Origin of the sequence: Schumannella soli (assembly GCF_006517435.1) — a bacterium.
GTDB lineage: Bacteria > Actinomycetota > Actinomycetes > Actinomycetales > Microbacteriaceae > Schumannella > Schumannella soli.
Window position 1 is genome coordinate 75006 of record NZ_VHQG01000001.1, and the last position, 26609, is coordinate 101614.

At 72.8% G+C, this 26609-nt stretch carries 22 protein-coding genes; 9 read left to right on the forward strand and 13 right to left on the reverse strand.

All coding sequences use genetic code 11. The features are described 5' to 3' along the window. Positions 1 to 43 precede the first annotated feature (43 nt). A complete protein-coding gene (locus FJ657_RS00345) occupies positions 44 to 292 on the forward strand; it encodes a WhiB family transcriptional regulator (RefSeq protein ID WP_141161725.1) in 249 nt (82 codons plus the stop codon). 149 nt (positions 293 to 441) lie between these two features. Here FJ657_RS00345 and FJ657_RS00350 read toward each other — a convergent pair whose 3' ends face one another. From FJ657_RS00350 to FJ657_RS00360, 3 genes are read right to left on the reverse strand one after another with little or no spacing between them, the layout of a single operon-like run. Further along, entirely contained in the window at positions 442 to 1935 is a 1494-nt protein-coding gene (locus tag FJ657_RS00350; RefSeq protein WP_141161726.1) for a sensor histidine kinase, read from the reverse strand. Between the two features lie 4 nt (positions 1936 to 1939). Next, positions 1940 to 3505, reverse strand: a complete 1566-nt coding sequence (locus tag FJ657_RS00355; protein ID WP_141161727.1) for a CpaE/TadZ family protein — start codon at positions 3503 to 3505, stop codon at positions 1940 to 1942. Further along, positions 3502 to 4137: a hypothetical protein gene (locus FJ657_RS00360; RefSeq protein WP_141161728.1), complete on the reverse strand. Its 636-nt coding sequence runs from the start codon at positions 4135 to 4137 to the stop codon at positions 3502 to 3504. Before FJ657_RS00360 ends, FJ657_RS00355 begins: the two co-directional genes overlap by 4 nt. Positions 4138 to 4236: 99 nt before the next feature. On the opposite strand from FJ657_RS00360, the gene FJ657_RS00365 reads away from it, so the two are divergent. Next, positions 4237 to 4524, forward strand: coding sequence for a helix-turn-helix domain-containing protein (locus FJ657_RS00365; protein ID WP_141161729.1), 288 nt, complete (start codon positions 4237 to 4239; stop codon positions 4522 to 4524). A gap of 86 nt (positions 4525 to 4610) precedes the next feature. Here FJ657_RS00365 and FJ657_RS00370 read toward each other — a convergent pair whose 3' ends face one another. Further along, the gene (locus FJ657_RS00370; protein WP_141161730.1) at positions 4611 to 5204 is read right to left on the reverse strand and encodes a hypothetical protein; all 594 of its coding nucleotides are present in this window, start codon (positions 5202 to 5204) and stop codon (positions 4611 to 4613) included. Between the two features lie 185 nt (positions 5205 to 5389). Here FJ657_RS00370 and FJ657_RS00375 point away from each other — a divergent pair, with 185 nt between their 5' ends. Further along, positions 5390 to 5842, forward strand: a complete 453-nt coding sequence (locus FJ657_RS00375) for an Rv3235 family protein (RefSeq protein WP_219995834.1) — start codon at positions 5390 to 5392, stop codon at positions 5840 to 5842. A 191-nt stretch (positions 5843 to 6033) separates the two neighbouring features. On the opposite strand, the gene secA is transcribed toward FJ657_RS00375, so the two are convergent. The 6 genes from secA to mtrA all read right to left on the reverse strand — a co-directional run bounded on the left by secA (position 6034) and on the right by mtrA (position 14780). Next, positions 6034 to 8856: a preprotein translocase subunit SecA gene (secA, locus tag FJ657_RS00380; protein WP_141161731.1), complete on the reverse strand. Its 2823-nt coding sequence runs from the start codon at positions 8854 to 8856 to the stop codon at positions 6034 to 6036. A gap of 184 nt (positions 8857 to 9040) precedes the next feature. After that, positions 9041 to 9700 carry a ribosome hibernation-promoting factor, HPF/YfiA family gene (hpf, locus tag FJ657_RS00385; RefSeq protein ID WP_141161732.1) on the reverse strand — a complete coding sequence of 220 codons (660 nt, stop codon included), beginning with the start codon at positions 9698 to 9700 and terminating at the stop codon, positions 9041 to 9043. 138 nt (positions 9701 to 9838) lie between these two features. Then, positions 9839 to 10621: a ComF family protein gene (locus FJ657_RS00390; protein WP_141161733.1), complete on the reverse strand. Its 783-nt coding sequence runs from the start codon at positions 10619 to 10621 to the stop codon at positions 9839 to 9841. Positions 10622 to 10733: 112 nt separating this feature from the next. Beyond that, the gene (locus FJ657_RS00395) at positions 10734 to 12440 is read right to left on the reverse strand and encodes an LpqB family beta-propeller domain-containing protein (RefSeq protein WP_141161734.1); all 1707 of its coding nucleotides are present in this window, start codon (positions 12438 to 12440) and stop codon (positions 10734 to 10736) included. Beyond that, entirely contained in the window at positions 12437 to 14062 is a 1626-nt protein-coding gene (mtrB, locus tag FJ657_RS00400; protein WP_141161735.1) for an MtrAB system histidine kinase MtrB, read from the reverse strand. Before mtrB ends, FJ657_RS00395 begins: the two co-directional genes overlap by 4 nt. A 34-nt stretch (positions 14063 to 14096) precedes the next feature. After that, a complete protein-coding gene (gene mtrA, locus FJ657_RS00405) occupies positions 14097 to 14780 on the reverse strand; it encodes an MtrAB system response regulator MtrA (protein WP_141161736.1) in 684 nt (227 codons plus the stop codon). Positions 14781 to 14916: 136 nt separating this feature from the next. On the opposite strand from mtrA, the gene FJ657_RS00410 reads away from it, so the two are divergent. From FJ657_RS00410 to FJ657_RS00430, 5 genes are all read left to right on the forward strand, one after another. Continuing rightward, a complete protein-coding gene (locus tag FJ657_RS00410; RefSeq protein ID WP_141161737.1) occupies positions 14917 to 16314 on the forward strand; it encodes a DUF7847 domain-containing protein in 1398 nt (465 codons plus the stop codon). After that, on the forward strand, positions 16305 to 17006 hold the full coding sequence (locus FJ657_RS00415) for a DUF4129 domain-containing protein (protein WP_181408812.1): 702 nt from the start codon (positions 16305 to 16307) through the stop codon (positions 17004 to 17006). The genes FJ657_RS00410 and FJ657_RS00415 overlap by 10 nt, the downstream gene beginning before the upstream one ends. Then, positions 17003 to 18259 (forward strand): DUF4350 domain-containing protein, encoded by a 1257-nt coding sequence (locus FJ657_RS00420; protein WP_141161739.1) that lies wholly within the window; start codon positions 17003 to 17005, stop codon positions 18257 to 18259. Before FJ657_RS00415 ends, FJ657_RS00420 begins: the two co-directional genes overlap by 4 nt. Before the next feature lie 1095 nt (positions 18260 to 19354). Beyond that, entirely contained in the window at positions 19355 to 20296 is a 942-nt protein-coding gene (locus FJ657_RS00425; protein WP_255447159.1) for an AAA family ATPase, read from the forward strand. Positions 20297 to 20299: 3 nt separating this feature from the next. Continuing rightward, a complete protein-coding gene (locus FJ657_RS00430) occupies positions 20300 to 21616 on the forward strand; it encodes a DUF58 domain-containing protein (RefSeq protein WP_141161740.1) in 1317 nt (438 codons plus the stop codon). Between the two features lie 39 nt (positions 21617 to 21655). Here FJ657_RS00430 and FJ657_RS00435 read toward each other — a convergent pair whose 3' ends face one another. Beyond that, positions 21656 to 22648 carry a stage II sporulation protein M gene (locus FJ657_RS00435; protein ID WP_141161741.1) on the reverse strand — a complete coding sequence of 331 codons (993 nt, stop codon included), beginning with the start codon at positions 22646 to 22648 and terminating at the stop codon, positions 21656 to 21658. Between the two features lie 17 nt (positions 22649 to 22665). Between FJ657_RS00435 and FJ657_RS00440 the strand changes: the two genes are divergently transcribed. Then, positions 22666 to 23526: an RDD family protein gene (locus FJ657_RS00440; RefSeq protein ID WP_141161742.1), complete on the forward strand. Its 861-nt coding sequence runs from the start codon at positions 22666 to 22668 to the stop codon at positions 23524 to 23526. Between the two features lie 63 nt (positions 23527 to 23589). Here the strand turns inward: FJ657_RS00440 and ahcY are convergent, their stop codons facing one another. Together ahcY and FJ657_RS00450 are read right to left on the reverse strand one after the other, a co-directional pair. Next, positions 23590 to 25065, reverse strand: coding sequence for an adenosylhomocysteinase (gene ahcY, locus FJ657_RS00445; protein WP_141161743.1), 1476 nt, complete (start codon positions 25063 to 25065; stop codon positions 23590 to 23592). Between the two features lie 101 nt (positions 25066 to 25166). Further along, on the reverse strand, positions 25167 to 26582 hold the full coding sequence (locus FJ657_RS00450) for a phosphomannomutase/phosphoglucomutase (protein WP_141161744.1): 1416 nt from the start codon (positions 26580 to 26582) through the stop codon (positions 25167 to 25169). Between the last annotated feature and the right edge of the window lie 27 nt (positions 26583 to 26609).

A 26609-nucleotide genomic window follows, 5' to 3' on the forward strand; every position in this document is an offset into this window, starting at 1 on the left:
CCCTGCTTCAGCGTGTCCCCGCAACAACCCAAGGAGCACCACCATGGACTGGCGCGACAATGCCGCCTGCCTGACCGCTGATCCCGAGCTGTTCTTCCCCGTCGGGAACACGGGCCCCGCCGTCGACCAGATCGAGAAGGCCAAGTCGGTCTGCGCTCAGTGCTCGGTCACCGAGATGTGCCTGCAGTACGCCCTCGAGACCAACCAGGACTCGGGCGTCTGGGGCGGCCTCAGCGAGGACGAGCGCCGCGCTCTCAAGCGCCGCGCCGCTCGCGCCCGCCGCGCTTCCTGAGCCGACACCTCATCTTCGCGCGGCCTCGTCGCCGACGCGAACTCACGCCGTCATCCCGCGTCACCTTCGTGACCGGGTGGCGGCGTGAGTCGTCTCCCGGCGAAGTCTGAGACTGACTCAGCGTCAGCGCTTCTCGTCAGCGCTTCTCGTCAGCGCTTCTCGAGCCAGCGCAACGGCACCTCGATGAGCACCTCGGTGCCTTCGCCGTCGCGCGAGTGCCACTCGATCGATCCGCTCAGCTCGCCCTGGATGAGGGTGCGCACGATCTGCGTGCCGAGGCCCGATCCGACCCGACCCTCCGGCAGGCCGGCTCCGTCGTCACGCACCGAGACGCGCAGGCTGTGCTCGCCGCGCATGGCCTCGATGTCGACCTGACCGTCGCGATCGCGCAGCCCGTGCTCGACCGCGTTCGTGACGAGCTCGGTCAGCGCCAGCGCGAGCGGCGTCGCGTATTCGCTGGGCAGCACGCCGAACTCGCCGGTCTTCACCGGGCGCACGTGCGAGTTGTGGCTCGCCGCGACCTCGGCCGTCAGCATCACGACCCGGTCGAAGACCTCGTCGAAGTCGACGTTCTGACTGAGGCCGGTGCTGAGCGTGTCGTGCACCACGGCGATCGCGGCGACCCGGCGCATGGCCTGGGTGAGCGACTCGGTCGCCTCCTCGCTGCGGCTGCGGCGGGCCTGGATGCGCAGCAGCGACGCGACCGTCTGCAGGTTGTTCTTGACGCGGTGGTGGATCTCGCGGATCGTCGCGTCTTTGGTGATGAGCTCCTGCTCCTGGTGGCGCGCCTCGGTGACGTCGCGCACGAGCACCATGGCCCCGACGCGGGTGAGACCGTGCCGGATCGGGATGGTGCGCAGCGTCATCGTGACGCCGGCGGCTTCGATGTCGGTGCGCCACGGCGCGCGGCCGGTCACGACGAGCGGCAGCGATTCGTCGACGATGAGCTTGCCCTTGATGAGCTCGGTGGTGACCTCGGCCAGCGACAGGCCCTCGAGCTCGCCGTCGAAGCCGAGGCGGTTGAAGGCGGAGAGGCCGTTGGGGCTCGCGAAGGTGACGACGCCGTCGACGTCGAGGCGGATGAGGCCGTCGGAGGCGCGCGGGGCTCCGCGGCGCGGACCGGCGGGGGCCTGCATGTCGGGGAAGTCGCCGGCGGCGATCATCTCGAACAGGTCGGCGGCGCACTGGTTGAACGTCAGCTCCTGGCGGCTGGGGGTGCGCGCCTCGCTGAGGTTCGAGTGCCGGGTGATGACGGCGATCGGCGAGTCGGTCGTGGTGGTGCTGCTCGGGTCGAGTCGGCGCATGACGGGGATGGCGCTGACGCGCGTCGGCGTCTCCTCGTACCAGTCGGGCGCGGCGGTGTCGACGATGGCCCCCGATTCGAAGGCCTCGGTGACCTGCGACTTCCACTCGGGCTTGATCTGCTGCCCGACGAAGTCGCGGTAGAACAGGGTCGCCGCCGACGACGGACGCGAGTGCGAGACGGCGATGAAGCCGCCTTGGTCGGTGGGCACCCAGAGCACGATGTCGGCGAAGGCGAGGTCGGCCAGCAGCTGACCGTCGGCGACGAGCACCTGCAGCCAGTCGACGTCGGCCTGGGACGACCGCTCCTGGGCGAGAACGGTCTCGGAGAGGGTGCTCACCGGTTCAGGCTAGCCGCTGAGCCCGCACGCTCCGTCCACCCCCGCGCGCTGCGCGACTCGCTCGCTCCTCCCGGCGGCGGCGCACGCGCCGCGGCGTCGCGGCCGACGGCGGCAGCAGCTCGGACTGCACGAACTCGCGGATGGCGGCCAGCGCGGCGGAGCGCGGCGCCGCGCCCGCGAGCGTCGTGCCCGAGAGCACGGCGGCGTCGAAGGCGGCGGGGTCGTCGGGCACGAGCACCGGATGCTCGATGCCGCCGAAGCGCTGCAGCGTCTGACGCACCTGGCCCGCCGCATCCAGCCCGATCGCGCTCGCACGCAGCCGGTTGAGCACGACCGAGGTGCGGGGCGGCGCGGCGACCTCGAGCAGCTCGGCGTGCGCGTGCAGGAAGCGGGCGAGTCCGACCGGGTCGGCGCGCCCGACCTCGATCACGTGGTCAGCGGCCCCGAGCACGGCGTCGGTCGCGGCGTTGCGGCGCGGGGCGAGCACGTCGCTCGTGAGCTCTTCGTCGTGTTCGAGGCTCGCGGCGACGTCGATCACGAGGTAGTCGACCCAGTCGCGGGCGGCGGCGATGACGGCGCGCACCCGGTCGCCGCTGATCTCGGGCCAGCGCGCGGCGCGGGTCAGTCCGGTCAGCACGTGGATGCGCGAGCCCGGAGCGTCGTGGGTGCGCGCCAGCCGCTCGAACTCCTCGCCGTCGAGCGAGCCGGCGCCCGCGAGCCGGCAGGCGACGGCGAAGCCGGGCGCCTCGTCGAGCAGCCCCAGCGACGGCGCGATCGCCGCCGCGTGGGTGTCGGCGTCGGCCAGAGCGACACGCGCGCCCGACGCCGAGAGCTCGGCGGCGACCGCGATCGCGATGGCCGTGCGGCCCGGGGCGCCGTGCGGGCCCCACACGGCGATCACGACGGCCTGCCGGGGCGTCGGCGCGGAAAGCGCGACGGAGTCGGGCTCCTCGGCGAAGCCGGCTGCCGACGAGAAGCCGGCCCTCGACGCGGGGTCGGTCGCGGCGGCAGCCCGGGTGATCGAGGCGAAGCCCCTCGCCGAAGCCGCGTCACCCGCGGACACGACGGCGGCGCCGGCACCCGCACCCGCGCTCGCCCCCGCATCCGGGCGATCGCCGTCCGGACGCCGTCGCGGCGACCAGCGCCACCGCGACTCCCTCCGCCGTGCCGGCTCGACGGCCCGGCGGTCTGCCGCAGAGCCTCGGGACCCGGTCGCCGGCGTCGGATCCTCCCGCGGCGGCGGAACCCGGTTCGGATCTTCGAGCAGCTCCCAGCGCGCGGGACCCGTGATCGCGTCGACCACGCCGAGCGACCGCGCCCAGCGCTCGCGCCCCTCCGAGGCGACGACCACCATCCGCACCCCGGCGCGGTCGCAGACCTCGACGAGCCGCGCCGTCAGGTACTGCGGCTCGGCCGCGACCAGCACCAGCTCGGGCGGCGTCGCCGCGACCCGCGAAGCGAGCTCGTCGGCGCCCGAGCAGCGCAGCACGACACGGTGCCCGTGCCGCGCGGCCTCGGCCACGAGCCGCTCCTCGTCGGCGAGCGGCAGCGCGAGCCCGACCGCGGTCACGCCGCTCCCCCGCCCGCGGCGACGAGCGAGAGCCGCTGGTCGTCGGCGACGGCCTGCAGGAGGCGCGCGATCCGCTCGCGCGGAACCCTCAGCTCGACCGCCACGCTCGACGACCCGGCGACGAGACCCTTGTCATCGAGCACCTGCACGACGATCGCGTCGGCGGCGAGCACGCTGGGTGGAGCGGCCGTCTCGTCGTCGGCGCCGCGCTCGGCGGCGGTCGCGCCCCAGACGTCGACGACGGCGCCCGGGGTGATGGCCGAGCCGATGCGGCCGTCGACCTGCACGACGAGCCGCGCCGCATCCACCTCGTCGTCGCCGCCGACCGCCTCGCGCGGCACGAGCTCGCCGCCGTGGATCGTGCGGGTGACGACGAGCCCGTCGCGCGGCAGCTGGCCCTCGCGCAGGTAGTGCGGATCGGCGCCGTCGAGTGCGACGCTGCGCAGCACGAGATCGTCGCGGCCCACTCGCTCGCCGGGCGTGAGGGTGCCGCCGGCGGCGTAGACGCGCACCGTGCGGTCGGTGGCCGCGACGACGCCGACGACGCCGGCGACCGAGACGAGCACGAGCGCGAGTCCGATGAGCAGGCGCGGGTCGATGAGACGTCGGCGACGAGGCGATTCGGTGGTCACGGATGACATGGTGACGCCGATCGACGACGCCGCGCGGGAGTTATCCACAGCCCACGGCCGACCGCTCCGACGCGCACGAGCCGGGCGCATACTCGACGTATGGCCGGTGCCGATTCCTCCGCGAGCGTTGGTCGCTTCCTGACCCTCGCCGACACGGCGGAGGTGCTCAACATCTCGCTCGGCCAGGCCTACACGCTCGTGCGCACGGGCGAGCTGCCGGCGATCAAGGTCGGCGCGCGCGGGCAGTGGCGCGTCGAGCGCTCCGTGCTCGAGTCGTACATCGAGGCGAAGTACGAGGAGACGCGCCGGCTGAACCGCTGGAACCAGTCGGACCTCGGCGACGCCGCCGGGATCGTCGAGATGTTCGGCCGCGACGCGCGATTCTGACGTCCACGCCCGCGCCCGCGCCCGCGCCGAGGCAGCAGGCCGACGTGCGCGCCGCCGGCGCCATCCGTGCCCGACCGGTCCGTCGTTCAGTAGCGCACGAGCAGCACCTCGCCGAAGGGGACGAGCAGCGTGCGCCGCACGGCTCGCCCGCGGCGCTGCGCACCGGGTTCGTGCTCGGCGAGGTCGAGATGGTCGCGGCCGATCCGGTCGATCGTGCCGTGCAGGCGGCCCCAGCTGGTCACCAGATCGACCGGACTGCGGCGTCGACTGAGCTCACGCAGCACGAAGCCGAGCCCGAGGCGTGCCGAGAGAGCGGGCTGGGGATCGCCGACCGGCGGCGCGCCGAGGCTCACGGCGAGCTGGTCGCCGCGCGGCGCGACGGCGCCGATCGACGAGAGCGGCAGGATGCAGGCGGCGCGCACCCGGGTGTCGCCGCGCAGCTCTCCCGCGACCCAGTCGCGTCCCGACGATGCGACGGCGAGCAGGATGCGCGAGCCGTCGCGCAGCAGCAGGTCGAGCTCGGCTCCGGCGTCAGCGCGCACCATCTCGGTGAGACGATCGCGCAGGGCCAGGCGGCCGAGGCGGAGGCGCTCCTCCTCGGCGACGAGATCGGACTGCTCCGCGTCGAGCTCCTGCTCGAGCTGGCTCTCCAGATCGTCGAACAGGCGGTCCCAGCGCATGCGGGCACGGTAGCGACAGACCCGGATGCCGCGGGCGCGTTATCCACAGGCGTCGCGGATGCCGTCACAGTTCTCCACAATGTGACTGATCCTCTGGACGCATCCGCCGCCGGCATGGTTGAGTGAACATCACCCCCGAACGGGGGTAGACGCACTCCTTCCTCTCTCTAGGCCAGGTGAACCGCATGTCCGAAGCCCGCCCCGCTCTCGCCGTCGTCGACGGCACCTCGGCTCGGGCTCCACGCGGTCGCTACGACGCCGACACCTGGTTCGGGCACCAGCCGTCCCGCACCGACGATCTGCCCGACCCGCAGCCGCTGCTCGAGAACCTCACTCGGTGCGTGATCGAGATCCTCGCCGGAGCGCGCGAGCTCGAGCAGATCGCACGCTGGGTCGACGACAACGTCTACAAGCACCTGCTGAAACGGGTCGTGCTCAGCACCCGCGCGCGGCAGGCCCGCGGCGCCAAGCCGGTGCGGCCTGCCGTCGCCATCGGCTCGGTGATCGTCACGCACCCGGCCGACGGTGTGGTCGAGGCGACCGTGATCGTGCTGGGTCGCGGGCGGGCGCGGGCTGTCGCCTTCCGACTGGAGGGCCTGGACCGGCGCTGGCGCGCGACGGCGATCCACGTGCTCTGACGCTCGGCGCCGCGGCGGCGACCCACTGCCACGGACACGCCGGCGCCAGTGCCAGTGCCAGTGCGAACAGCAGCAGCAGCCACGCCGAGCACGACCCCGACCACGACGCGAGGGCGGGCGATCATCTCGATCGCCCGCCCTCGCGGCGTGTCGGCCCGGCGGCGGAACGCCTCGGCGCCCCGCCGCCCTGCTCACTTCTTCTTCTGCGCCGCCCGGCGGTCGGCACGGTTCGCCGGCGCCGCCGCACCGTCGCCGTCGGTGCGCTGACCGAAGGCGCCGCGCGCCGCCGGCTGAGCCGGCTGCTGCGGCTGAGCCGGAGCAGCGGCGCCGCCGCCCTGCTGCGCCGCCTGCTTCTGCTGCGCCCGCGCCGTCGCGGCGCGCTCGACCTGGCCGCGCTGGTTGCGCACCTCGACGTCGCCCGAGGCGTCGTCGCTCGGGGCCGAGTAGCTGAGCTGCTGCTGCGGGGCCTCCTCGCCGTTCAGACCCTTCGCATCCACGTGCTGGTGGTCGCCGTGCGCCGTCACCTCGACCTCGAGGTTGAACAGGAACCCGACGGTCTCCTCGCGGATCGATCCCATCATCTGCTGGAACAGCGTGAAGCCCTCGCGCTGGTACTCGACGAGCGGGTCGCGCTGCGCCATCGCGCGCAGGCCGATGCCGTCCTTGAGGTAGTCCATCTCGTAGAGGTGGTCGCGCCAGCGGCGGTCGATCACGCTCAGCACGACCCGGCGCTCGAGCTCGCGCATCGCGCCCTCGCCCAGCTCCGCCTCGCGGCGCTCGTAGGCGATGTGCGCGTCGGAGACGACCTCCTCCTTGAGCGACTTGGAGGTGAGCTTGCCGCGGCTGCCGCCCGACTCGGTCACGACCTCGTCGATCGTGATCGAGACCGGGTACAGCTGACGCAGCTCGGTCCACAGGCCGTCGAGATCCCAGTCCTCGCTCTGGCCTTCCGAGGTGCGCTCGTCGACGACCTCGCCGATCACGTCGTCGAGGAACTTCTGCGTGCGGTCCTGCAGGTCGTCGCCCTCGAGGATGTGGCGGCGGTCGCTGTAGATCGCCTCGCGCTGGCGGTTGAGCACGTCGTCGTACTTGAGCACGTTCTTGCGGATCTCGGCGTTGCGCGACTCGACCTGCGACTGCGCGGAGCGGATCGCGTTCGAGACGGTGCGCGACTGGATCGCGACGTCGTCGGGCGCCCGCGACATGAGCGCCTCGGCGGCGCCCGTGTTGAACAGGCGCATGAGGTCGTCTTCGAGCGAGAGGTAGAAGCGGCTCTCACCGGGGTCGCCCTGACGGCCGGAACGACCGCGCAGCTGGTTGTCGATACGGCGCGACTCGTGACGCTCGGTGCCGAGCACGTAGAGACCGCCCGCGGCGATGACCTTCTCCGCCTCGTCGTCGACGACCTTCTTGGTGGCGGCGAAGACGCCGTCCCACTCCTTCTCGTACTCGTCGGGGGTCTCGGCGGGGCTCAGGCCCTTCGCGTTCATCTCGGCGACCGCCATGAACTCGGCGTTGCCGCCGAGCATGATGTCCGTTCCGCGACCGGCCATGTTGGTGGCGACGGTCACGGCGCCGAGACGGCCGGCCTGCGCGACGATCGCGGCCTCGCGCGCGTGGTTCTTCGCGTTGAGCACCTCATGGCGCACGCCCTTCTTGGCGAGCAGGCGCGAGAGGTACTCGCTCTTCTCGACGCTGGTCGTGCCGACGAGGACCGGCTGGCCCTCCTTGTGGCGCTCGACGATGTCTTCGACGACCTGGTCGAACTTGCCCTTCTCGTTCTTGTAGACGAGGTCGGGCTGGTCTTTGCGCACCATCGGCTTGTTCGTCGGGATGGGCACGACGCCGAGCTTGTACGTCGACATGAACTCGGCCGCCTCGGTCTCGGCGGTTCCGGTCATGCCCGAGAGCTTCTCGTAGAGACGGAAGTAGTTCTGCAGCGTGATGGTCGCGAGGGTCTGGTTCTCGGCCTTGACCTGCACGCCCTCCTTCGCCTCGATGGCCTGGTGGATGCCCTCGTTGTAGCGGCGCCCCACGAGGATGCGGCCGGTGTGCTCGTCGACGATGAGCACCTCGCCGTTCATCACGACGTAGTCCTTGTCGCGCTTGAACAGGGCGCGCGCCTTGATCGAGTTGTTGAGGAAGGAGATCAGCGGGGTGTTCGCCGACTCGTAGAGGTTGTCGATGCCGAGGTAGTCCTCGACCTTCTCGATGCCGGGCTCGAGCACGCCGACCGTGCGCTTCTTCTCATCCACCTCGTAGTCGTCGTTCTCGACGAGGCGCTTGGCGATGTTCGCGAACTCGCCGAACCAGCGGTTCGCCTCGCCCGACGACGGGCCGGAGATGATGAGCGGCGTGCGGGCCTCGTCGATGAGGATCGAGTCGACCTCGTCGACGATCGCGAAGAAGTGGCCGCGCTGCACCATGTCGCTCGCCTGCCAGGCCATGTTGTCGCGCAGGTAGTCGAAGCCGAACTCGTTGTTGGTGCCGTAGGTGACGTCGGCGGCGTACTGCTCGCGGCGCTCCTCCGGCGTCTGGCCGGAGACGATGCAGCCCGTGGTCATGCCGAGGGCGCGGAAGACGCGGCCCATGAGCTCGGACTGGTAGCTCGCGAGGAAGTCGTTGACCGTGATGACGTGCGCACCGCGGGCCGGGATGGCGTTGAGGTACGCCGCGAAGACCGCGGTCAGGGTCTTGCCCTCACCGGTCTTCATCTCGGAGATGTTGCCGAGGTGGAGGTTCGCGCCGCCCATCGCCTGCACCTCGAAGGGGCGCATGCCGAGGGTGCGCTTGGCCGCCTCGCGCACGGCCGCGAAGGCCTCGGGGAGCATGTCGTCGAGCGACTCGCCCTTGGCGTAGCGCTCGCGCAGCTGCACGGTCTCGTCGCGCAGCTCCTCGTCGGTCAGCTCCTCGAAGGCCTCTTCGAGCTGATCGACCGCCTTCGCGTAGTTCTTGAGGCGTCGCAGGACGCGACCCTCGCCGACGCGGAGGACCTTCTCGAGCACGTTCGCCACAGCGACTCCGTTTCCGTTGAGCGGCACGCGGCATCGCCGCTGTTACCAGCGCGTTACTCTACCAATCCGCCGCGCCGGGATCCTGGGCCTCGCTGGCCCCCGAGCGGGGCCGCCGCAGCGAGCGCCCCGGACATGCCGCGGGGCGGCGACCCGAAAGCCGCCGCCCCGCACCGTCGTGATGTCGTCAGCGCTGGCCGACCAGCTCGTCGGCCGACTCCTCGAGTCCGATGACGCCGTAGTCCCAGCCCTTGCGCCGGTAGACGACGCTCGGGCGGTCGGTGCGCGCGTCGATGAAGAGGAAGAAGTCGTGGCCGACCAGCTCCATGTGGTCGACCGCATCCTCTTGCGTCATGCGACTCGCGGGGAAGACCTTCTGCCGGATGACGACCGGGCTCCAGTCCTGCTCCTCCTCGACCTGGATGGGGACGCTGCCCGTCGCGACGGCCTCGATCGCCTCGGCGGAGGCCGCCTCGAGACCGGCGGTGCGGAAGCCGTCGGCGCTCGCCTCGCGCAGCGAGGTGGGGCGGTGCTGGCCGCGGTGCACCTTCTTGCGGTCTTTCGCCTGTCGGATGCGCTCGACCATCTTGTCGAGCGCGAGGTCGAAGGCGGCGTACTTGTCGCCGGCGCCGGCCTCGGCGCGCACGATCGGTCCCGGTCCGATGAGGGTCAGCTCGACGCGATCATCGCCGGTCGATCCCCCGGCTTTCTCATGATGGCGACACACCTTGATCTCGAGAGCGAGCGCCTTCTCGGCGAGCTTCGCGACCTTGTCGGCCTTCTCGGTGGCGTAATCCTCGAACCGCTCCGGGATTCCGACCCCCCGGCCGGTGATCGTGACGTCCATGCGCGACCTCCTGTCTCCGGCGTGTGCTCCGCCCGGTTCCAGGCGGTCATCCCTTCACGCCGTGTTGGTGGAGCCACGCTATCCCCGCCGACCCCGCGTTGTCACGACCCGTTCTCGGTGCATCTGCTTGGAAGTGCGTCAGCGTTCACCCTCCCCTCGCGCGGCGCCTCGACGAGACCCTCGGAACAGCTTCGGCGTCGACGCCACGACGATCGCTCCGACGACCTCGCCGCCGGCCTCGCGCACCGCGCGAGCCGCCTCGAGCAGCGTCGCTCCGGTCGTCACGACGTCGTCGACGAGCACCAGGCGGCGGCCGTCGAGCCGCGTCGTGGCGCGCATCGCCCCGCGCAGGTTCTCGGCGCGGGCGTCGACACCGAGCTGCTTCTGCCGGGCCGAGCGCGCGGCGACCCTCAGCAGCGAGCGCGTGCGGAGTCCGGCGCGGGAGGCCAGCTGCGCCACCGGCTCGCGACCGCGGCGGCGGAAGGCTCGGCGCGACGCGGGCACCCGGCACAGCTCGAGCGTGGGGATCGGCTCGGCGGGTCCGGCGGACTCGGTCAGGCCCTCGGGCAGCAGCTCGGCGAGGCGGGACGCGGCCGCGGCGAGCGACGGCGCGAGGGCGCCGAGCAATTCGGTTCGCTCCTGCTCCTTGAGCGCGACGAGCGCACGGCGAGCGACCCCGCCGTAGGAGAGACCCGCGACGACGAGCAAGGGCGGCCCGGACCCGGTGTCGAGGCGCCGTTCGTGCGGCAGCGGATCCAGCTCACCGCGGCAGTCGTCGCAGAGCGCGCGGTCGGCGACGCCGCAGCCGACGCAGTCCACGGGCAGCACGACGGCGAGCGCGTCGAGCAGCGCCGAACGGACGGCGGCCCAGCGCCGCGGCCCGCGCTCCGACGGCTCGGCTCGGGATTCGGGATCGCTCATCCACCCAGCGTGCGGGGCCACGCGTCCTCCTCGGACTCGCTGACCCGCATCCGTGCAGATCACGCTCCACCCACGGCTGGGGAGGGATGACCGGGCCGAGCCCGTCGGACCGCTACTGCTGGGTCGCGAGCACCGAGGCGGTCAGCCCGGTCGCCTGCCAGCCGGCGCCGCCGCGCTGCATGACGCGTCCGTCGGCGCCGAGCACGCGCAGGCCCCCGGACCCGCCGTTGCCGCCGACGATGCGCACCCCCGAGTCGAGGCGGCCGGTGTCGGTCGACTTGCCGCCGATCTGCAGCACCCGCACCTGATCGCCGCCATCGGCGCGGCTGCTGAGCACGGCGACGTTCGTGCCGTCGACCCAGGCGGAGTCGACGATCGCGCCCGTCGTCGACGGCAGCGGCAGCTCGAGCGCCGCGCCGAGCCGCACGGGGACGCCCTGCCCGTCACGCTGCACGGCCGCGACGAGCACGACCGGGCCGGTGGGGGTGTTGAGCGAGAGGATCACCCGCGCGCCGTCGCGCGCCACCTCGAGGTCGGCCAGACGGGCGCCCGCCGGGGGCGGCGACGAGAGCGCGACGGCGTGCTGGGTGCCCTGACCGTCGACGGCGATGAGCGCTGCCGGGTTCGCGGCCGGAGCCGACCAGATGAACCCCTGCGGGTCGATGCCGGGCGCGACGAGGCCCGAACGGCCGTCGACGACCCCGGAGGCGCTCGTCGCGACCACCCGCGACACGCCGGCCGCCGAGAGCAGGGCGACCGAGCTCTGGTCACGGTCGAGGGCGACGGCGGTCGGCGCGAGCGCGACGACGCGGTCGCTGAGCCCGCCGAGGTCGCGCACCCCGCCCGGCGCCAGGTAGCCGAAGGCGCCCTCGCGGATGCCGAGCGGCGAGCTGTCGACCTGCGGATCCGAGTCGACGCCCGTGGCGGGCCCGCCCGGCACATCCACGACGATGTCGCCGACGGTCATCTCGGCGCTGGTGACCGTGTTGAGGCTGCGCAGGCTCGTCTCGAGCTGCAGCAGCATCCGCCGCTTCTGCACGCTGGATTCGCCGAGCACCCCGTCGCTCACGTCGACCCGGGCGGTGCCGTCGTCGCCGACGGTGACCCGGTTGCCGCCGAGCTGCGTTCCGCTCGGGAACGCGCTGATCACGGCGCCCGATCCGAGCCAGGATGCCGGCCCCTGCAGCAGAGTGCGCACGATGCGCTCCGAGGTCGAGGGCAGCGTCGGGAACCAGCGCAGGTCGGGCACGAGGAAGTCGCCGCTGGGGTCGAAGAAGTAGAGCGGGTAGGCGGCGAAGATGAGCGAGAAGTTGCCCGGCGAGAGCACGGTGCCGTCGGGGGCCTCGGCGATGCGCCACTGCCCCTTCTCCTTGACGAAGCGGAAGCTCATCGAGTCGACGACCGAGCCCGGCAGTGCGCGGTACTGGCCCGTCGCATCCACCCGCGCGGTCACGGTCGTCGCGAGGCTGAGGGTGTCGTCGGTCTCGCGCTCGATCGTGTCGTCGCTGCCGTCGGAGATCGTGACGGCGGCGTTGGGGTTCCACGAGGAGGAGAAGTCGGTGGTGAGGAAGCTGCGGGCGACGGCGTAGCGATCGTCGGGGCCGAGGCCGGCGCGCAGGAATCCGCGCAGGATCTCCTCCTGGCTGTCGCCCTTCTGCGGACCCCGCGGCAGGTAGGCGAAGCCGCCGTCGCTCGAGTCGTCGCTCTGCTTCTCGTGCGCGGTCACCCCGCCGGAGGTGGGGATGCTGACGCAGCCGGCGAGCAGGGCGAGCGCGGCGGCTGCGGCGGCGAGCAGGGCGAGCGGGCGGCGCGCGGTCACGAGTCCGCCTCCTCGGGGGCGGCGACGGTGGAGTCGAGTCCGTCATCGGGCGGCAGGCCGAGCGGCGACTCCCCCGGCTCCTCCCCGCGGCGGCGCGGCAGCGTCAGCCGGAAGCAGCTGCCCTCGCCCTGCCGCGACCAGACCTCGAGCCGTCCGGTGTGCAGCACCGCGTCCTCGAGGGCGATCGCCAGGCCGAGACCCGTTCCCCCGGTGCGGCGCTGACGGGACGGATCGGCGCGCCAGAAGCGGTCGAAGACGCGCTCGACCTCCTCGCCGGTCATGCCGATGCCGTAGTCGCGCACGGCGATCGCCACCGCATCCTTGTCGCTGTCGACGTGCACGACGATCGGCAGCCCCTCGCCGTGGTCGATCGCGTTGCCGAGCAGGTTCTGCAGGATGCGGCGGATGCGGCGCGAGTCGACATCCGCCTCGAAGTAGCCGCCCGGCGCGACGAGGCGCAGCTCGCTGCCGCGCTCGAGCGCGAGCGGCTGCACGGCCTCGATCGCGTCTTCCGCGAGGCGCACCAGGTTGGTCGGCTCGGTCTCGAGCTGCACGGCGCCGGCGTCGTAGCGGCTCATCTCGAGCAGGTCGCCGAGCAGCACCTCGAAGCGCTCGGTCTGCGTGTTCAGCAGCTCGGCGGCGCGCGCCGTGGCCGGCGGGAAGTCGTCGCGCTGGTCGTAGAGCACCGACCCGGCGAGGCGGATCGTGGTGAGCGGGGTGCGCAGCTCGTGCGACACGTCGGAGACGAAGCGCTGCTGCACGCGCGAGAGATCGGCGAGCTGGCGGATCTGGCGCTGCATGCTGTCGGCCATCCCGTTGAAGGAGCGCGCCAGCGTCGCCAGCACGTCGTCGCCGCGCACCGGGATGCGCTGGTCGAGCTCGCCCGCCGCGAGCCGCTGGCTCGTGAGGGCCGCGACGCGCACGGGCCGCACGACGAGGCGCACGACCGCGTAGGAGACCGCCGCGATGAGGAAGACCAGCGCGACCCCGCCGATCGCGATGGTGCGCTGCACGAAGTCGAGCGTGGTCTGCACGTCGCGCAGGTTGTAGACGACGAAGAGCTCGTAGCGGCCGCCGCCGGGCACGTCGAGCACGCTGCCGGTGATGATGCCGGGATCGCCGCCGCCCTCCTCGCCGGCGATCGCGAGCGGCTGCGAGTAGACCTCGCCGCGCGCGTCCGCATCCACCGCCGAGCGCAGCGCCGCGCTGACCATCGTGTCTTCGTCGAAACCGCGGCTGACCAGGTTCTGCATGACGACGGGCCCGTCCTGGCCGGCGACCCGCAGCATCGCCACGAGGGTTCCGCCCGGGCTCGTCGTGCTGCGCGCGATCGCCTCGCGCGCGCTCGACTGGGCCTGATCGAAGTCCTGCGAGTCGCTCAGCTCGGCGGCGTTGCTGAACTCGTTCTGGGCGTTCTCGGTGGCGCGCTCCGACTCCGCGACGACCTGGTCGCGGCGCGAGTCGAAGAGGTTGCTGCGCACGCTGGTGGAGATGAACCCGCCGATGACGGTCACCGCGAGACCGGAGAGCAGGATGGTGGCGAACACCGTGCGCAGCTGCAGCGAGGTGCGCCAGGTGCGCAGCGCCCGATCCAGCCACAGGCGCAGCGAGAGCCGGTTCACGACCGGAGCCGATCCATGGCTCGGCGCGCCGCGCTCAGGCCGCGCCGCCGCCGGCGCGGTATCCCACGCCGCGCACGGTCGTGACGATGCGGGGGTTGTCGGGATCGTGCTCGACCTTGGCGCGCAGACGCTGCACGTGCACGTTCACGAGGCGGGTGTCGGCCTTGTAGTGGTAGCCCCACACCTGCTCGAGCAGCATCTCGCGGGTGAACACCTGCTGCGGCTTCGCGGCGAGCGCGAGCAGCAGCTGGAACTCGAGCGGCGTGAGGTTGATGCGGTCGTCGCCGCGGCGCACCTCGTGGCCGGCGACGTCGATGATGAGGTCGCCGACGGCGATCGTCTCGGATGCCGCGGGCTGGCTGGGGCGCAGCCGGGTGCGCACTCGGGCGACGAGCTCCTTCGGGTTGAAGGGCTTGACCACGTAGTCGTCGGCGCCGCTCTCGAGGCCGCGCACGACATCCGCGGTGTCGGTCTTGGCGGTGAGCATGATGATCGGCACGCCGCTCTCGGCACGGATGTCGGAGCAGACCTGGATGCCGTCGCGGCCCGGCAGCATGACGTCGAGCAGCACGAGATCGGGGCGCACGGAGCGGAATTCGGCGAGCGCGGCGGATCCGTCGGAGCAGAACGCGGGGTCGAAGCCCTCGGCGCGCAGGACGATGCCGATCATCTCGGCGAGCGCGGTGTCATCGTCGACAACCAGGATTCGCGCGTTCATGTACCTCGTCGCTTCGGGTTCGGGGGCGGATGACCCCGGGGGCCCGCCGACTTCTCACCTCCAGATTAGTCGAGTGTGGAAACATGGCTGAGGATCACCCCGTTTCGGGGCCACGACACGGGCGGGAGGGGCTCTCGTGAGCGACGACCAGCGCTGGGGCGGTCAGCAGCCTCCGGGGGCGCAGCAGCCTCCCGCGGCTCCGGCTCAGCAGCCGCCCGTCGCTCCGCAGCAGCCCTGGGGCGGCGCGCCGCAGCCCGGTGTCCCTCAGCAGCCGTGGGGCGGCGCACCGCAGCCCGGCATCCCCCAGCAGCCCTGGGCGGGCGCACCGCAGCAGCCCTGGGGCGCAGCACCGCAGCCCGGCCCCGGCGTCCCCGGTCCGGCTCAGAACGGCGGATGGCGCCCGCCGCCCAAGCCCGGACTCGTGCCGCTGCGCCCGCTCACCCTGGGCGAGATCCTCGGCGCGACCTTCCAGGTCATGCGCCGCAACCCGGCCCCGACCTTCGGCATCGCGCTGCTGCTGCAGGTGATCGCGGGCGTCGTCTCCACGGCGCTCGTCGGCGGCGTGCTCTGGGCCACGATCTCTCGTGTCGACTCGGCGGCGAGCGCCGATCAGGATGCGATCGTCGCCGGCGGCGTCGCGGCGGGCATCGTCGCGGGTCTCGTCGGCCTCGCGCTGAATCTCGTCGTGACCGCGATCATCCAGGGCCTCGTCACGCTCGAGGTCGCGCGCGGCACCCTCGGCGAGCGCCTGCGGCTGGGCGGGATGTGGCGCCGCATCCGCCCGCGCGTCGGCGCGCTGATCGGCTGGGTCTCGCTGTTCACCGGCGTCAACATCGTCGTCATCGGCGGCTTCGCGGCCGCGCTGTTCGCGCTCGGCTCGCTCGGCGAGGCCGCGATCGGCGTGGCGATCGCGCTCGCCGTGATCCTCGCGCTCGCCTACGCCGTCGTCGGCGCCTGGCTGGGCGTGAAGCTGATCTACGTGCCCTCGGCGATCACGCTCGAGCGGCTCGGGGTGCGGGCCGCGATCCGCCGCTCGTGGACGCTCATCCGCGGCTCGTTCTGGAAGACGCTGGGCATCTATCTGCTCGTCTACGTCATCTACTACGCCGCCTCGCAGATCATCTCGACGCCGCTCGGCATCGTGCTCGGCGTCGTCGGCGGTCTGCTCGGCACGGGCGGTGACGAGACGAGCGCCACGGTGACGATCGTCGTGGTCTACGCCGCGTCGATCATCCTCAGCCTCGTCGTCGGGGCGATCGGCACGGTCATGCTGTCGGCGACGACGGCGCTGCTCTACCTCGATCTGCGGATGCGCCGCGAGGGCCTCGACCTCGAGCTCACCCGCTTCGTCGAGGCGCGGGCCGCCGGGCAGACCGAGCTGCGCGATCCCTACGAGCCGCTGCCGAACGGGGCCGGGGGAGCCGGATACGGTGCGCCGGGCGCGGCCGGATCGCCGACGACGCACCCGGGTGCGGGTCCCGCCGCGCCGGGCGGCACCGTCTATCCCCCGAGCTCCGGGTCGCCGTGGGCCTGATCCCCGGGTTCGCCGGCGTCGCGCCCGCGCTCCCCCGCTTCGCCGAGCCGCCCGTGACGCCCGACGGGCCGGAGGCGCGCGAATGGATCCTGCGCGAGCTCGCGAAGAGCGAGTACCAGGCGGCGAAGCCGACCCTGTTCGACATCATCGCGAAGCGGTTCTGGGACTGGTTCAACTCGCTGCAGGTGCCGGTCGCCGAGGGCGCTCCGCCGCTCGGCGTGCTGCTGATCCTCGGCGCCGTGGTGGTCGCCGTGGTCATCGCCCTGCTCATCTGGGGCGTTCCCCGGGTCAATCGCCGCAGCCGGCTCTCCGGCGGCGAGCTCTTCGGCCAGAGCGACGAGCGGGATGCGTCGACCATCCGCCGGGCCTCCGAGCAGGCCGCGAAGGCGGGCGACTGGCCGCTCGCGATCGGCGAGCGCTTCCGCGCGATCGCCCGCGCGCTGACCGAGCGCACCGTCGTGACGCTCATGCCGGGCACGACGGCGACGGATGCGGCCCGCCGCGCCGCCGCCGTGTTCCCCGCGCAGGCTGATGCCCTCGGGGCCGGCGCGACCGCGTTCGACGGCGTGCGCTACCTCGGCGCGGCGGGCAGCCGCGACGACTACGAGCGGCTCGTCGCGCTCGACCGGGAGCTGGCCTCGGCGCGCCCGCGTCTCGACGCGGCCGAGCCGGCGCAGGTGGTGCCGCGATGACCGCGACGGAGACGAGCGCGGTATCGGCCGGCGCCACGATGACGGACGGGGCGGCCACGACCGCGTCCGCCGGCGCATCCGGGTCCGCATCCGGCTCCCGCGACGCCGTCGCGCTGACCCCGACCGTGCGCTCGCGACTGCGCCGCGCGCTCGGCTGGGTCGTGCTCGTCGTGGTGGTGCTCGCGCTGCTGCTCGCGGGCACCCTTCTCGCCCGCGGCGGCTCGCAGGGCGACCCGTTCTCGATCGAGGATCCGGGCCCGCAGGGATCCCGTGCGCTCGCGCAGGTGCTGCGCGACCACGGCGTCACGGTCACCGCCGCCGACAGTCTCGACCGCGCCCGCGCGGCCGCCGGCGGCGCCGGCGAGACCACGCTGCTCGTCTACGACGTGAACGGCATCCTGTCGCCGACGCAGATCGCCGAGCTGCCCGAGGTCGCCGACCGCATCGTGCTGGTCGAACCCGGGCTGCGCCTGCTCAGCCTCGCCCCCGGTGTGAACGCCCGCGGTTCGGCGTCGGGCGTGCGCGAGGCCGACTGCGCCCTGCCCGCGGTCGAGCGCGCCGCCCGTGTGGAGGTGACCGGCAAGGCCTACAGCGCGACCGACGAGGTGGATGCACGCTGCCTCGGCGACGAGAAGAACGGCTACAGCGTCGTGCAGACCCAGCACGACGGCGCCGAGGTCACGGTGCTCGGCGCCTCGCGCGCCCTGCAGAACGAGGGCGTCGACCAGGTCGGCAACGCGGCGCTCGTGATCAACCTGCTCGGCGAGCGCGACACCCTCGTCTGGTACCGCCCGGGCCTCGACGACCTGCCGGCCACCGCGACCGAGGGCACGCTGCAGCCCGGCTTCTACATCCCGCTCGCCGTGCTGCTCTTCGCGGTCGGCGCCGCGGCGATCCTGTGGCGGGGTCGCCGCTTCGGCCCGCTCGTCGTCGAGAACCTGCCCGTGACGGTGCGGGCGAGCGAGACGATGGAGGGCCGCGCGCGGCTCTACGCCCGATCGTCGGCGCGACTGCGCGCTCTCGACGCGCTGCGGCTCGGCACGATCGACCGCCTCGCCCGCGCCGTCGGGCTGCCCAGCGCCGCCACCGTGACCGAGGTCGTGCTGGCTGTCGCGGAGCTCACCGGGCGGCCGCCGACCGACATCGGGGCGCTGCTCGTCGACACCGAGCCGCGCAGCGACGGCGAGCTCGTCGACCTCTCCGATCGGCTGCGGCGTCTCGAACACGACGTCGCGGCGCGGCTGCCCCACTGACCCGGCCCCGGCCGAACCGACCACCGACCACCGACCACCGACCCGCTTGCGAAGGACGCCTCCATGACCGACCCGCAGAACCCCCACGGGAACGAGCAGCGCGACGAGCGCGGCGACCAGCCGGAGTGGGCGCAGCAGCCCGCACCGCACCCGGACGCGCAGCAGCCCGACTCACTCCAGCAGGAGGCGTCGAGCGCGTCGCCGTTCGGGGCAGCGGACGGCAAGGACGCCCGCGACGCCGCGCCCGCGACGCCCTCGACGGATGCGACGGCGGCCGAGCCGGCTCCGGGCGCGCCGTGGGCACCCGCTCCGAGCGCCGAGCCGTCGGCGGCGGAGACGGGATGGGCCGACTGGTCCGCGGCGCCGCCGCCCGAGCCGGCGTCGCTGTCGGCCCCCGAGCAGCCGATCTGGTCGGCGCCGCCGGCACCCGCCGCGCCGGCCGGGCCCGCCGCCGAGCCGGAGGCGACGCCAGCCGAATTCGCGCAGCCCAGCTGGGCGCCGCAGGCGGAGCAGCAGGCGGAGCAGCAGCGGCCCGAGCAGCCGTCGACTGAGCAGCCGCAGTCCGAGCCGAGTCCGTTCGAGCCGGCTCAGCCCGAGCAGGTCTGGCCGGAGCCGGCTCAGCCTGCCTCCGTCGAGCATCCGGCCTGGGAGAACCAGCCCGCCCCGATGCCGGAGCAGCAGGTGCCCCTCGAATCGGCGCCCGACTGGAACGCTCCGCCCACCCCGACGACGGACGCCGCCCCGAGCTGGGCGACGCCCCCCGCCGAGGAGGCCCCCGCGTGGGCGACGCCGCCGACCGACCAGGCGTCCGCGTCCGTCCCCTTCCCCGGTCAGCAGGACGCCGCCGAGCCGGCCACCGGCGTCGCGGCCGAGCCGGCCGCCTTCGCTCCGGGGATCGACGACGCCGCCGCGCCGCGTCCCTCCGGACGTCGCGCCGCCCAGCCCGGCGACGCCGAGCACGCCGACGCGCCGCCGTCCGATACCCCGTCGGGCGATGCCGCGTACCCCGCGACTCCGGCGGAGACGCAGGCCGAGCAGCCCGCCGCATCCGATCAGCTCGTCGCATCCGCCCCGCCCGCCGCCTCCGAAGCCGAGCTGCGTGACGCGGTCGCCCGTGTGCGCGCCGAGGTCGCGAAGTCGGTCGTCGGCCAGGACGGCGCCGTGTCGGGCCTGCTGATCGCCCTGCTCGCCGGCGGCCACGTGCTGCTCGAGGGCGTTCCCGGCGTCGCCAAGACGCTGCTCGTGCGCACCTTGAGCCACGCGCTCAGCCTCGACACGAAGCGCGTGCAGTTCACGCCCGACCTCATGCCGGGCGACATCACCGGCTCGATCGTCTACGACGCCAAGAGCGGCGACTTCGAGTTCCGCGAGGGGCCGGTGTTCACCAACATCCTGCTCGCCGACGAGATCAACCGCACGCCTCCGAAGACGCAGTCGTCGCTGCTCGAGGCGATGGAGGAGCGCCAGGTCTCGGCCGACGGCGTCACCCGCCGTCTGCCCGAGCACTTCCTCGTCGCCGCCACGCAGAATCCGGTCGAGTACGAGGGCACCTACACGCTGCCCGAGGCGCAGCTCGACCGCTTCCTGCTCAAGCTCGTGCTCGAGCTGCCCGAGCGCGACGCCGAGGTCGAGGTGCTCAGCCGCCACGCCGCCGGCTTCAACCCGCGCGACCTCGCCGCCGCCGGCGTCACCCCGGTGCTCGACGCCGAGCAGCTCGCCGCCGCGCAGGCCGCCGTGCGGCAGGTGCCCGTCTCGCCCGACGTGCTCGGCTACGCCGTCGACCTCGCCCGCGCGACCCGCACGAGCCCGTCGGTCAAGCTCGGCGTCAGCCCGCGCGGCACGACCGCGCTGCTCGCCGCGTCGCGGGCCTGGGCGTGGATGATCGGCGCGGCCGGCGTGACGCCCGACCACATCCAGGCGATGGCGATCCCGGTGCTGCGGCACCGCATCCAGCTGCGCCCCGAAGCGGAACTGGAAGGAGTGGGCGCCGACACGGTGCTGCGGTCGATCCTGCAGCAGGTGCGGGTGCCGATCTGAGCCATGGCCGTCTCCGGTTGGTTCGTGCTGCTGCTCGCGCTCGGCTCCGTGCCCGTGATCGCGGGCGGCGGATGGGCGTGGGTCGGCATCTGGGTGGGCGGCGTGATCGTGCTCACGGTCGTCGACCTCGTGCTGGCGGGGTCGCCGCGACGGCTGCGGCTCGAGCGCGAGCTGCCGGCGCGGATGCGTCTCGGAGAGTCGGTCTCGTCGACCCTCTTCGTCACGAACACGGGCCGCCGCACGGTGCGCGGTGTGCTGCGCGACGCCTGGACGCCGTCGGCCGGAGCGACCCCGACGCGGCGCAAGGTCAGCATCCCCCGCGGCGAGCGCCGCGCCGTGCAGCAGACGCTGACGCCGTTCCGCCGCGGCGAGCGCCGGGCGCAGCACGTGACCGTTCGCTCCTTCGGGCCGCTGCGTCTCGCCGCACGTCAGGTGACCCTGCAGGCGCCCGGCGCGGTGCGCGTGCTGCCGCCGTTCAACTCGCGCAAGCACCTGCCCTCGCGGCTCGCGCGGCTGCGTGAGCTCGACGGGCGCACGAGCGTCATGATCCGCGGTCAGGGCACCGAGTTCGACAGCCTGCGCGAGTACGTGCGCGGCGACGACGTGCGCTCGATCGACTGGCGCGCCACCGCCCGCCGACGGGACCCGCTGCTGCCGAGCGCGCTCAAGCTCGTCGTGCGCACCTGGCGTCCCGAGCGCGACCGCCGCGTGGTGCTCATCGTCGACTCCGGTCGCACGGCCGCCGCCCGCATCGCCGACGAGCCGCGCATCGACACCGCCTTCGAGGCGAGCCTGCTGCTCGCCGCTCTCGCCTCCCGTGCCGGCGACCGCGTCGACCTGGCGATCTACGACCGGCGCATCCGCGGGCGGGTTCAGGGCCAGACCGGCGCCGAGCTGCTCGCCCGCATGGTCGACACGATGGCGCCGGTCGAGCCGGAGCTGATCGAGGCCGACTGGACGGGTGTGCCCGGCATCGTGCGCTCCATCACCTCGCAGCGCGCCCTCGTCGTGCTGCTCACCTCGATCGACGCCCCCGGAGCATCCACGGGCCTGCTCTCGGTGCTGCCGCAGCTCACCCGCAAGCACCTCGTCGTCGTGGCCTCGGTCACCGACCCCGACGTGCTCGAGGCGACGCGACAGCGCGCCGACCGGCACGAGGTCTACCGCGCCGCCGCCGCAGAGCGGGCACTGCTGGACGCCTCGCGCGTTGCGGCCGCGATCCGCCAGCTCGGTGCCGAGGTCGTGACGGCATCCCCGTCGGAGCTGCCGCCGGCGCTCGCCGACCGCTACCTCGCGCTCAAGGCCGCCGGCCGGCTGTAGCGCTCGGCGCCAGGCCAGCCGGCCGGGCAGCCGCCCGCTTCAGCCCGCGACGAGCTTCTCCTCGCCGGCCTCGAAGCGCTCCAGGTCGCCGGTCTGACCGGCCCGGAAGGCGCGACGGCCGACGATCCACTGATATGCGATCCACGCCAGCAGCGCGACCGTGCCGATGCCGATCTTGATCGGCCACGGCCAGTCCTGGCGCGTGACGATTCCCTCGATGAGGCCCGAGGTCAGCAGCATGAGCGTCGTGCCGATCACGAGCGTGAACAGGGCGCGGCCGTCTTCGCGCAGCGCCTGCGCCCGGGTGCGGTGACCGGGCGCGACCCAGGCCCAGAAGATGAGGATGCCCGTCGCCCCGGCCAGGAAGATCGAGTAGAGCTCGAGCTGGCCGTGCGGAGCGATATAGAGGAAGAAGTCGTCGAGCCGGCCCTCGTGCGCCATGATCGCGCCCGAGATCCCGACGTTCTGCGAGTTCTGGAACAGCGCGTACGGCGCCCAGACGCCGAGGATGCCGAAGGCGATGCACTGCGCCGCGATGAAGGCGTTGTTCGTCCACACCTGACCCGAGAACGCCGCCTCGGAGCGGTTCGAGTAGTAGTCGACGAACTGCTTCGGGTACGCCTCGATGTTCGTCTGCCCGACGACCGCGACGAGGTTGCGCGGGTCGCTGCCGAGCCAGACGCCGTAGGCGACCCCGACGGCCACGCAGGCGACCGTGACCCAGAAGGTGATCCAGCGCACCCGGTAGAGCGCCGCCGGCAGCGACGCGGTGAAGAAGATCGCGATCTGACGCAGCGGGTTGGCAGGCGTGCCCGTGAACTTCAGCCGCGCGCGCGACATCGCGAGCGACAGCCGGTCGGCGGGGATGCTGCGCCCCATCGTCGAGGTCATGGTCGACAGCTCGGTCGCGCCCGACCGGTAAAGATCGATCAGCTCGTCCGCCTCGCGGCCGTCGAGGCGACGCATCCCGCCGAGGTGCGCGAGGCGATCCCATTTCGGGCCGTGCGCAGCTGAGTAGGCGTCGAGATCCATGTGGTTCGATGATACGCATGGCACGCACGCCGGAGGCGGACTCGGTCGACTACGACGACACCGTCGACGAGCTCGTCGTCGGCGAGGCGGTCGCCCTCGATCTGCGGCCCGCGAGCTTCGCGGTGCGCGCCGGCGGATGCGCGATCGACGCCCTCGTCTACGGCGGCGGCTACGTCGGCACGATCATCGCGCTGTCGTTCTCGGGCCTGTTCGATCGGATCGGCGAGGCCGAGGGGGCCATCCTCAGCGTCGTGCTGCTCGTGACCTGCCTGATCGTGGCGCCGATCGTGGTCGAGCTCGCGAGCCGCGGCAAGTCGCTCGGGCGTCTCGCGCTCGGCACCCGCATCGTGCGCGACGACGGCGGGGCGATCGGATTCCGACACGCCTTCATCCGCAGCGTCGTCGGTCTGCTCGACTTCTGGTTCACGAGCTTCGGCGCCGCGGCGCTGACCGGGCTGCTGAACCGCCGCAGCAAGCGCCTCGGCGACCTGCTCGCCGGAACCTATGCGCAGTACGAGCGGGTCTCGCGAGCGCAGAAGCCCGTGTTCGGGGTGCCGTTCCAACTGGGCGGATGGGCGCAGACGGCTGACGTGGGCCGGCTGCCCGCACCGCTGGCCCGGCGCATCGCGCAGTTCCTGGCGCAGGCGCCGAAGATGACGCCCGACCGCCGTGTGCTGCTCGCCCGCTCGCTCGCCGACGAGACCGCCGTGTGGGTGTCGCCGATCCCCGTCGGAGCCGACGCCGAGCTGTTCCTCGCCGCCGTCACCGTGCTGCGCCGCGACCGCGAGAGCGCCGCCCTGCAGCTCGAGGCCGCGGGGCTGCAGCGCCTGCAGCCGGCACTGCGCGGCACCCCGCACGGGTTCCCCGACCGCGGCTGACGCCGACGCGCACTCACCGCTCGCCGTTCACCGGTCACCCGGCAACGGCGTCGGCTCCCCCGCTCAGTAGCGGTAGTGCTCGGGCTTGTACGGCCCGTCGACCTCGACACCGATGTAGGCCGCCTGCTCGGGCGACAGGGTCGTCAACTCGACCCCCAGCGCATCCAGGTGCAGGCGCGCCACCTTCTCGTCGAGGTGCTTCGGCAGCACGTGCACGTCGGTCGCGTAGCGGTCGCGGAAGGCGTAGAGCTCGATCTGCGCGAGCACCTGGTTCGTGAAGCTGTTGCTCATCACGAAGGAGGGGTGCCCGGTCGCGTTGCCGAGGTTCATGAGCCGGCCCTCGCTGAGCACGAGGATGCTGCGGCCCGTCGGCAGACGCCACTCGTGCACCTGCGGCTTGATCTCGATCTTCTCCGCGCCCGCGACGGCCTCGAGGCCGGCCATGTCGATCTCGTTGTCGAAGTGGCCGACGTTGCCGACGACGGCGAGGTGCTTGAGTCCGAGCAGGTGGTCGACCGTGACGACATCCTTGTTGCCGGTTCCGGTGATGAGGATGTCGATCTGATCGATGACGCTCTCGAGCTTCGCGACCTGGTACCCGTCCATGGCCGCCTGCAGGGCGTTGATCGGGTCGACCTCGCTGACGATCACGCGGGCGCCCTGACCGCGCAGGGCCTCCGCGGCGCCCTTGCCGACATCCCCGTAGCCGGCGACGAAGGCGACCTTGCCGCCCATGAGCACGTCGGTCGCGCGGTTGATGCCGTCGGGCAGCGAGTGGCGGATGCCGTACTTGTTGTCGAACTTCGACTTCGTGACCGAGTCGTTCACGTTGATCGCGGGGAACAGCAGCTCACCCGCGCGCGCCAGCTCGTAGAGGCGGTGCACGCCGGTCGTGGTCTCCTCGGTGACGCCCTGGATGTCGGCGGCCGTGCGCTGCCAGCGGTCGGGGCTCGCGTCGAGCGAGCGGGAGAGCACGCCGAGGATGACGCGCCACTCCTCCGGGTCGCCGGCCTCGGCGGCGGGCACGGCGCCGGCGAGCTCGAACTCGCGGCCCTTGTGCACGAGCAGGGTGGCGTCGCCGCCGTCGTCGAGGATCATGTTCGGGCCGGTCCAGTCGGCGCCCGCCGCGGCGGCCTCGGCGCTCCAGTCGAAGATGCGCTCGGTGCAGGCCCAGTACTCCTCGAGCGTCTCGCCCTTCCAGGCGAAGACGGGTACGCCGGCCGGGGCGTCCACGGTGCCGGTCGGGCCGACCGCGACGGCGGCGGCCGCCTCATCCTGCGTGGAGAAGATGTTGCAGCTCGCCCAGCGCACCTGCGCACCGAGGGCCACCAGGGTCTCGATCAGCACGGCGGTCTGCACGGTCATGTGCAGGCTGCCGGCGATGCGCGCGCCCTTCAGCGGCTGCGTCGGACCGAACTCGTCGCGCAGGGCCATCAGGCCGGGCATCTCGTTCTCGGCGAGGCGGAGCTGGTGGCGTCCGGCCTCGGCGAGGGCGAGGTCGCGCACGACGAAGGGGGCTGCGGTGTCGACGAGAGGCATGGGAACGATTCTCGCAGACGTGCGGATGCTGGATCGCCGCGCGATCCTCGTCTCGCCGCACGATATTCGGGCTCCGACCCGGGATCGCGCGGCGATCCTGATCAGTCCTGGCGGATGAGTCCGAGCACGCGGTCGCGCAGGCGCTCGAGGGTCGCCGCGGTGCGGGCCTCGGCGTTGAGGCGCAGGTAGGGCTCGGTGTTCGACGGACGCACCGTGAACCACCACCAGTCCTGGCCGTCCTGCCCCGACACGGTCAGCCCGTCCAGCTCGTCGAACTCGCCCTCGTGCGCGAAGGATTCGACGATGCGGGCGTAGGCGGCGGGGACGTCGTCGACGACGGAGTTGATCTCGCCGCTCTGGGTGTAGGGGTCGAAGCGCTCGGCGAACGCGGACAGGGGCTGCTGCTGTGCGCCGAACTCGGCGAGGACGTGCATCGCGGCGAGCATGCCGTTGTCGGCGCCCCAGAAGTCGCGGAAGTAGTAGTGCGCCGAGTGCTCGCCGCCGAACAGGGCGCCGGTCTCGCGCATCCGGTCCTTGATGAGGGAGTGGCCGACGCGGGTGCGGATCGGCGTCGCGCCGGCCTCCTCGATCGTCTCGGGCACGGCGCGGGAGACCAGGAGGTTGTGGATGATCGCGATGTCGGCATCCGGGTCGGTGGTGCGGATGCGGGCGATCTCGCGCAGCGCCACGATCGCGGTCACGGTCGACGGGGTGACCGGGTTCCCGCGCTCGTCGACGACGAAGCAGCGGTCCGCGTCGCCGTCGAAGGCGAGGCCGAGGTCGGCGCCGTGCTCGACGACGGCCGCCTGCAGATCGACGAGGTTCGCCGGGTCGAGCGGGTTGGCCTCGTGGTTCGGGAAGGTGCCGTCGAGTTCGAAATACAGGGGGATGATCTCCAGCGGCAGCTCGTCAAGCCCCGCGGCGGCGCCGAGCACGGCCGGCACCGTCAGGCCGCCCATCCCGTTGCCGGCATCGACGACGACCTTGAGCGGGCGGATGCCGGACAGATCGACCAGGGAACGCAGGTACGCGGCGTAGTCGGGCAGCACATTCCGCACCGACTCCCCGCCCTCGCCGTCGAGGGCGGTCAGTCCCTCGTCGAGGTAGACCTGCGCCCGGTCGCGCACCGCACCGAGGCCGGTGTCGATCGAGATCGCCTGAGCGCCGGCCCGGGACAGCTTGATGCCGTTGTAGGTCGCCGGGTTGTGCGAGGCGGTGAACATCGCCGCCGGCAGCTTCAGCGCGCCCGAGGCGTAGTAGCTCTCATCGGTCGAACACAGGCCCAGGCTCACCACATCCGCACCCCGCGACTGGGCCCCGCGGGCGAACGCCGCAGCGAACGCGGGCGAGGAGTCGCGCATGTCGTGACCGACCAGCACCGACGACCCGGCGGCACCCAGCTCATCCACGAACGCCGCGCCGACCGCGGCCACGACCTCCTCGGTCAGCTGCGAGCCGACCAGACCGCGGATGTCGTAGCTCTTGACGAAGTCGGCCAGGCGCACGGGATGGGTCACGCCACCATCGTAGGGAAGCGGCGGTGG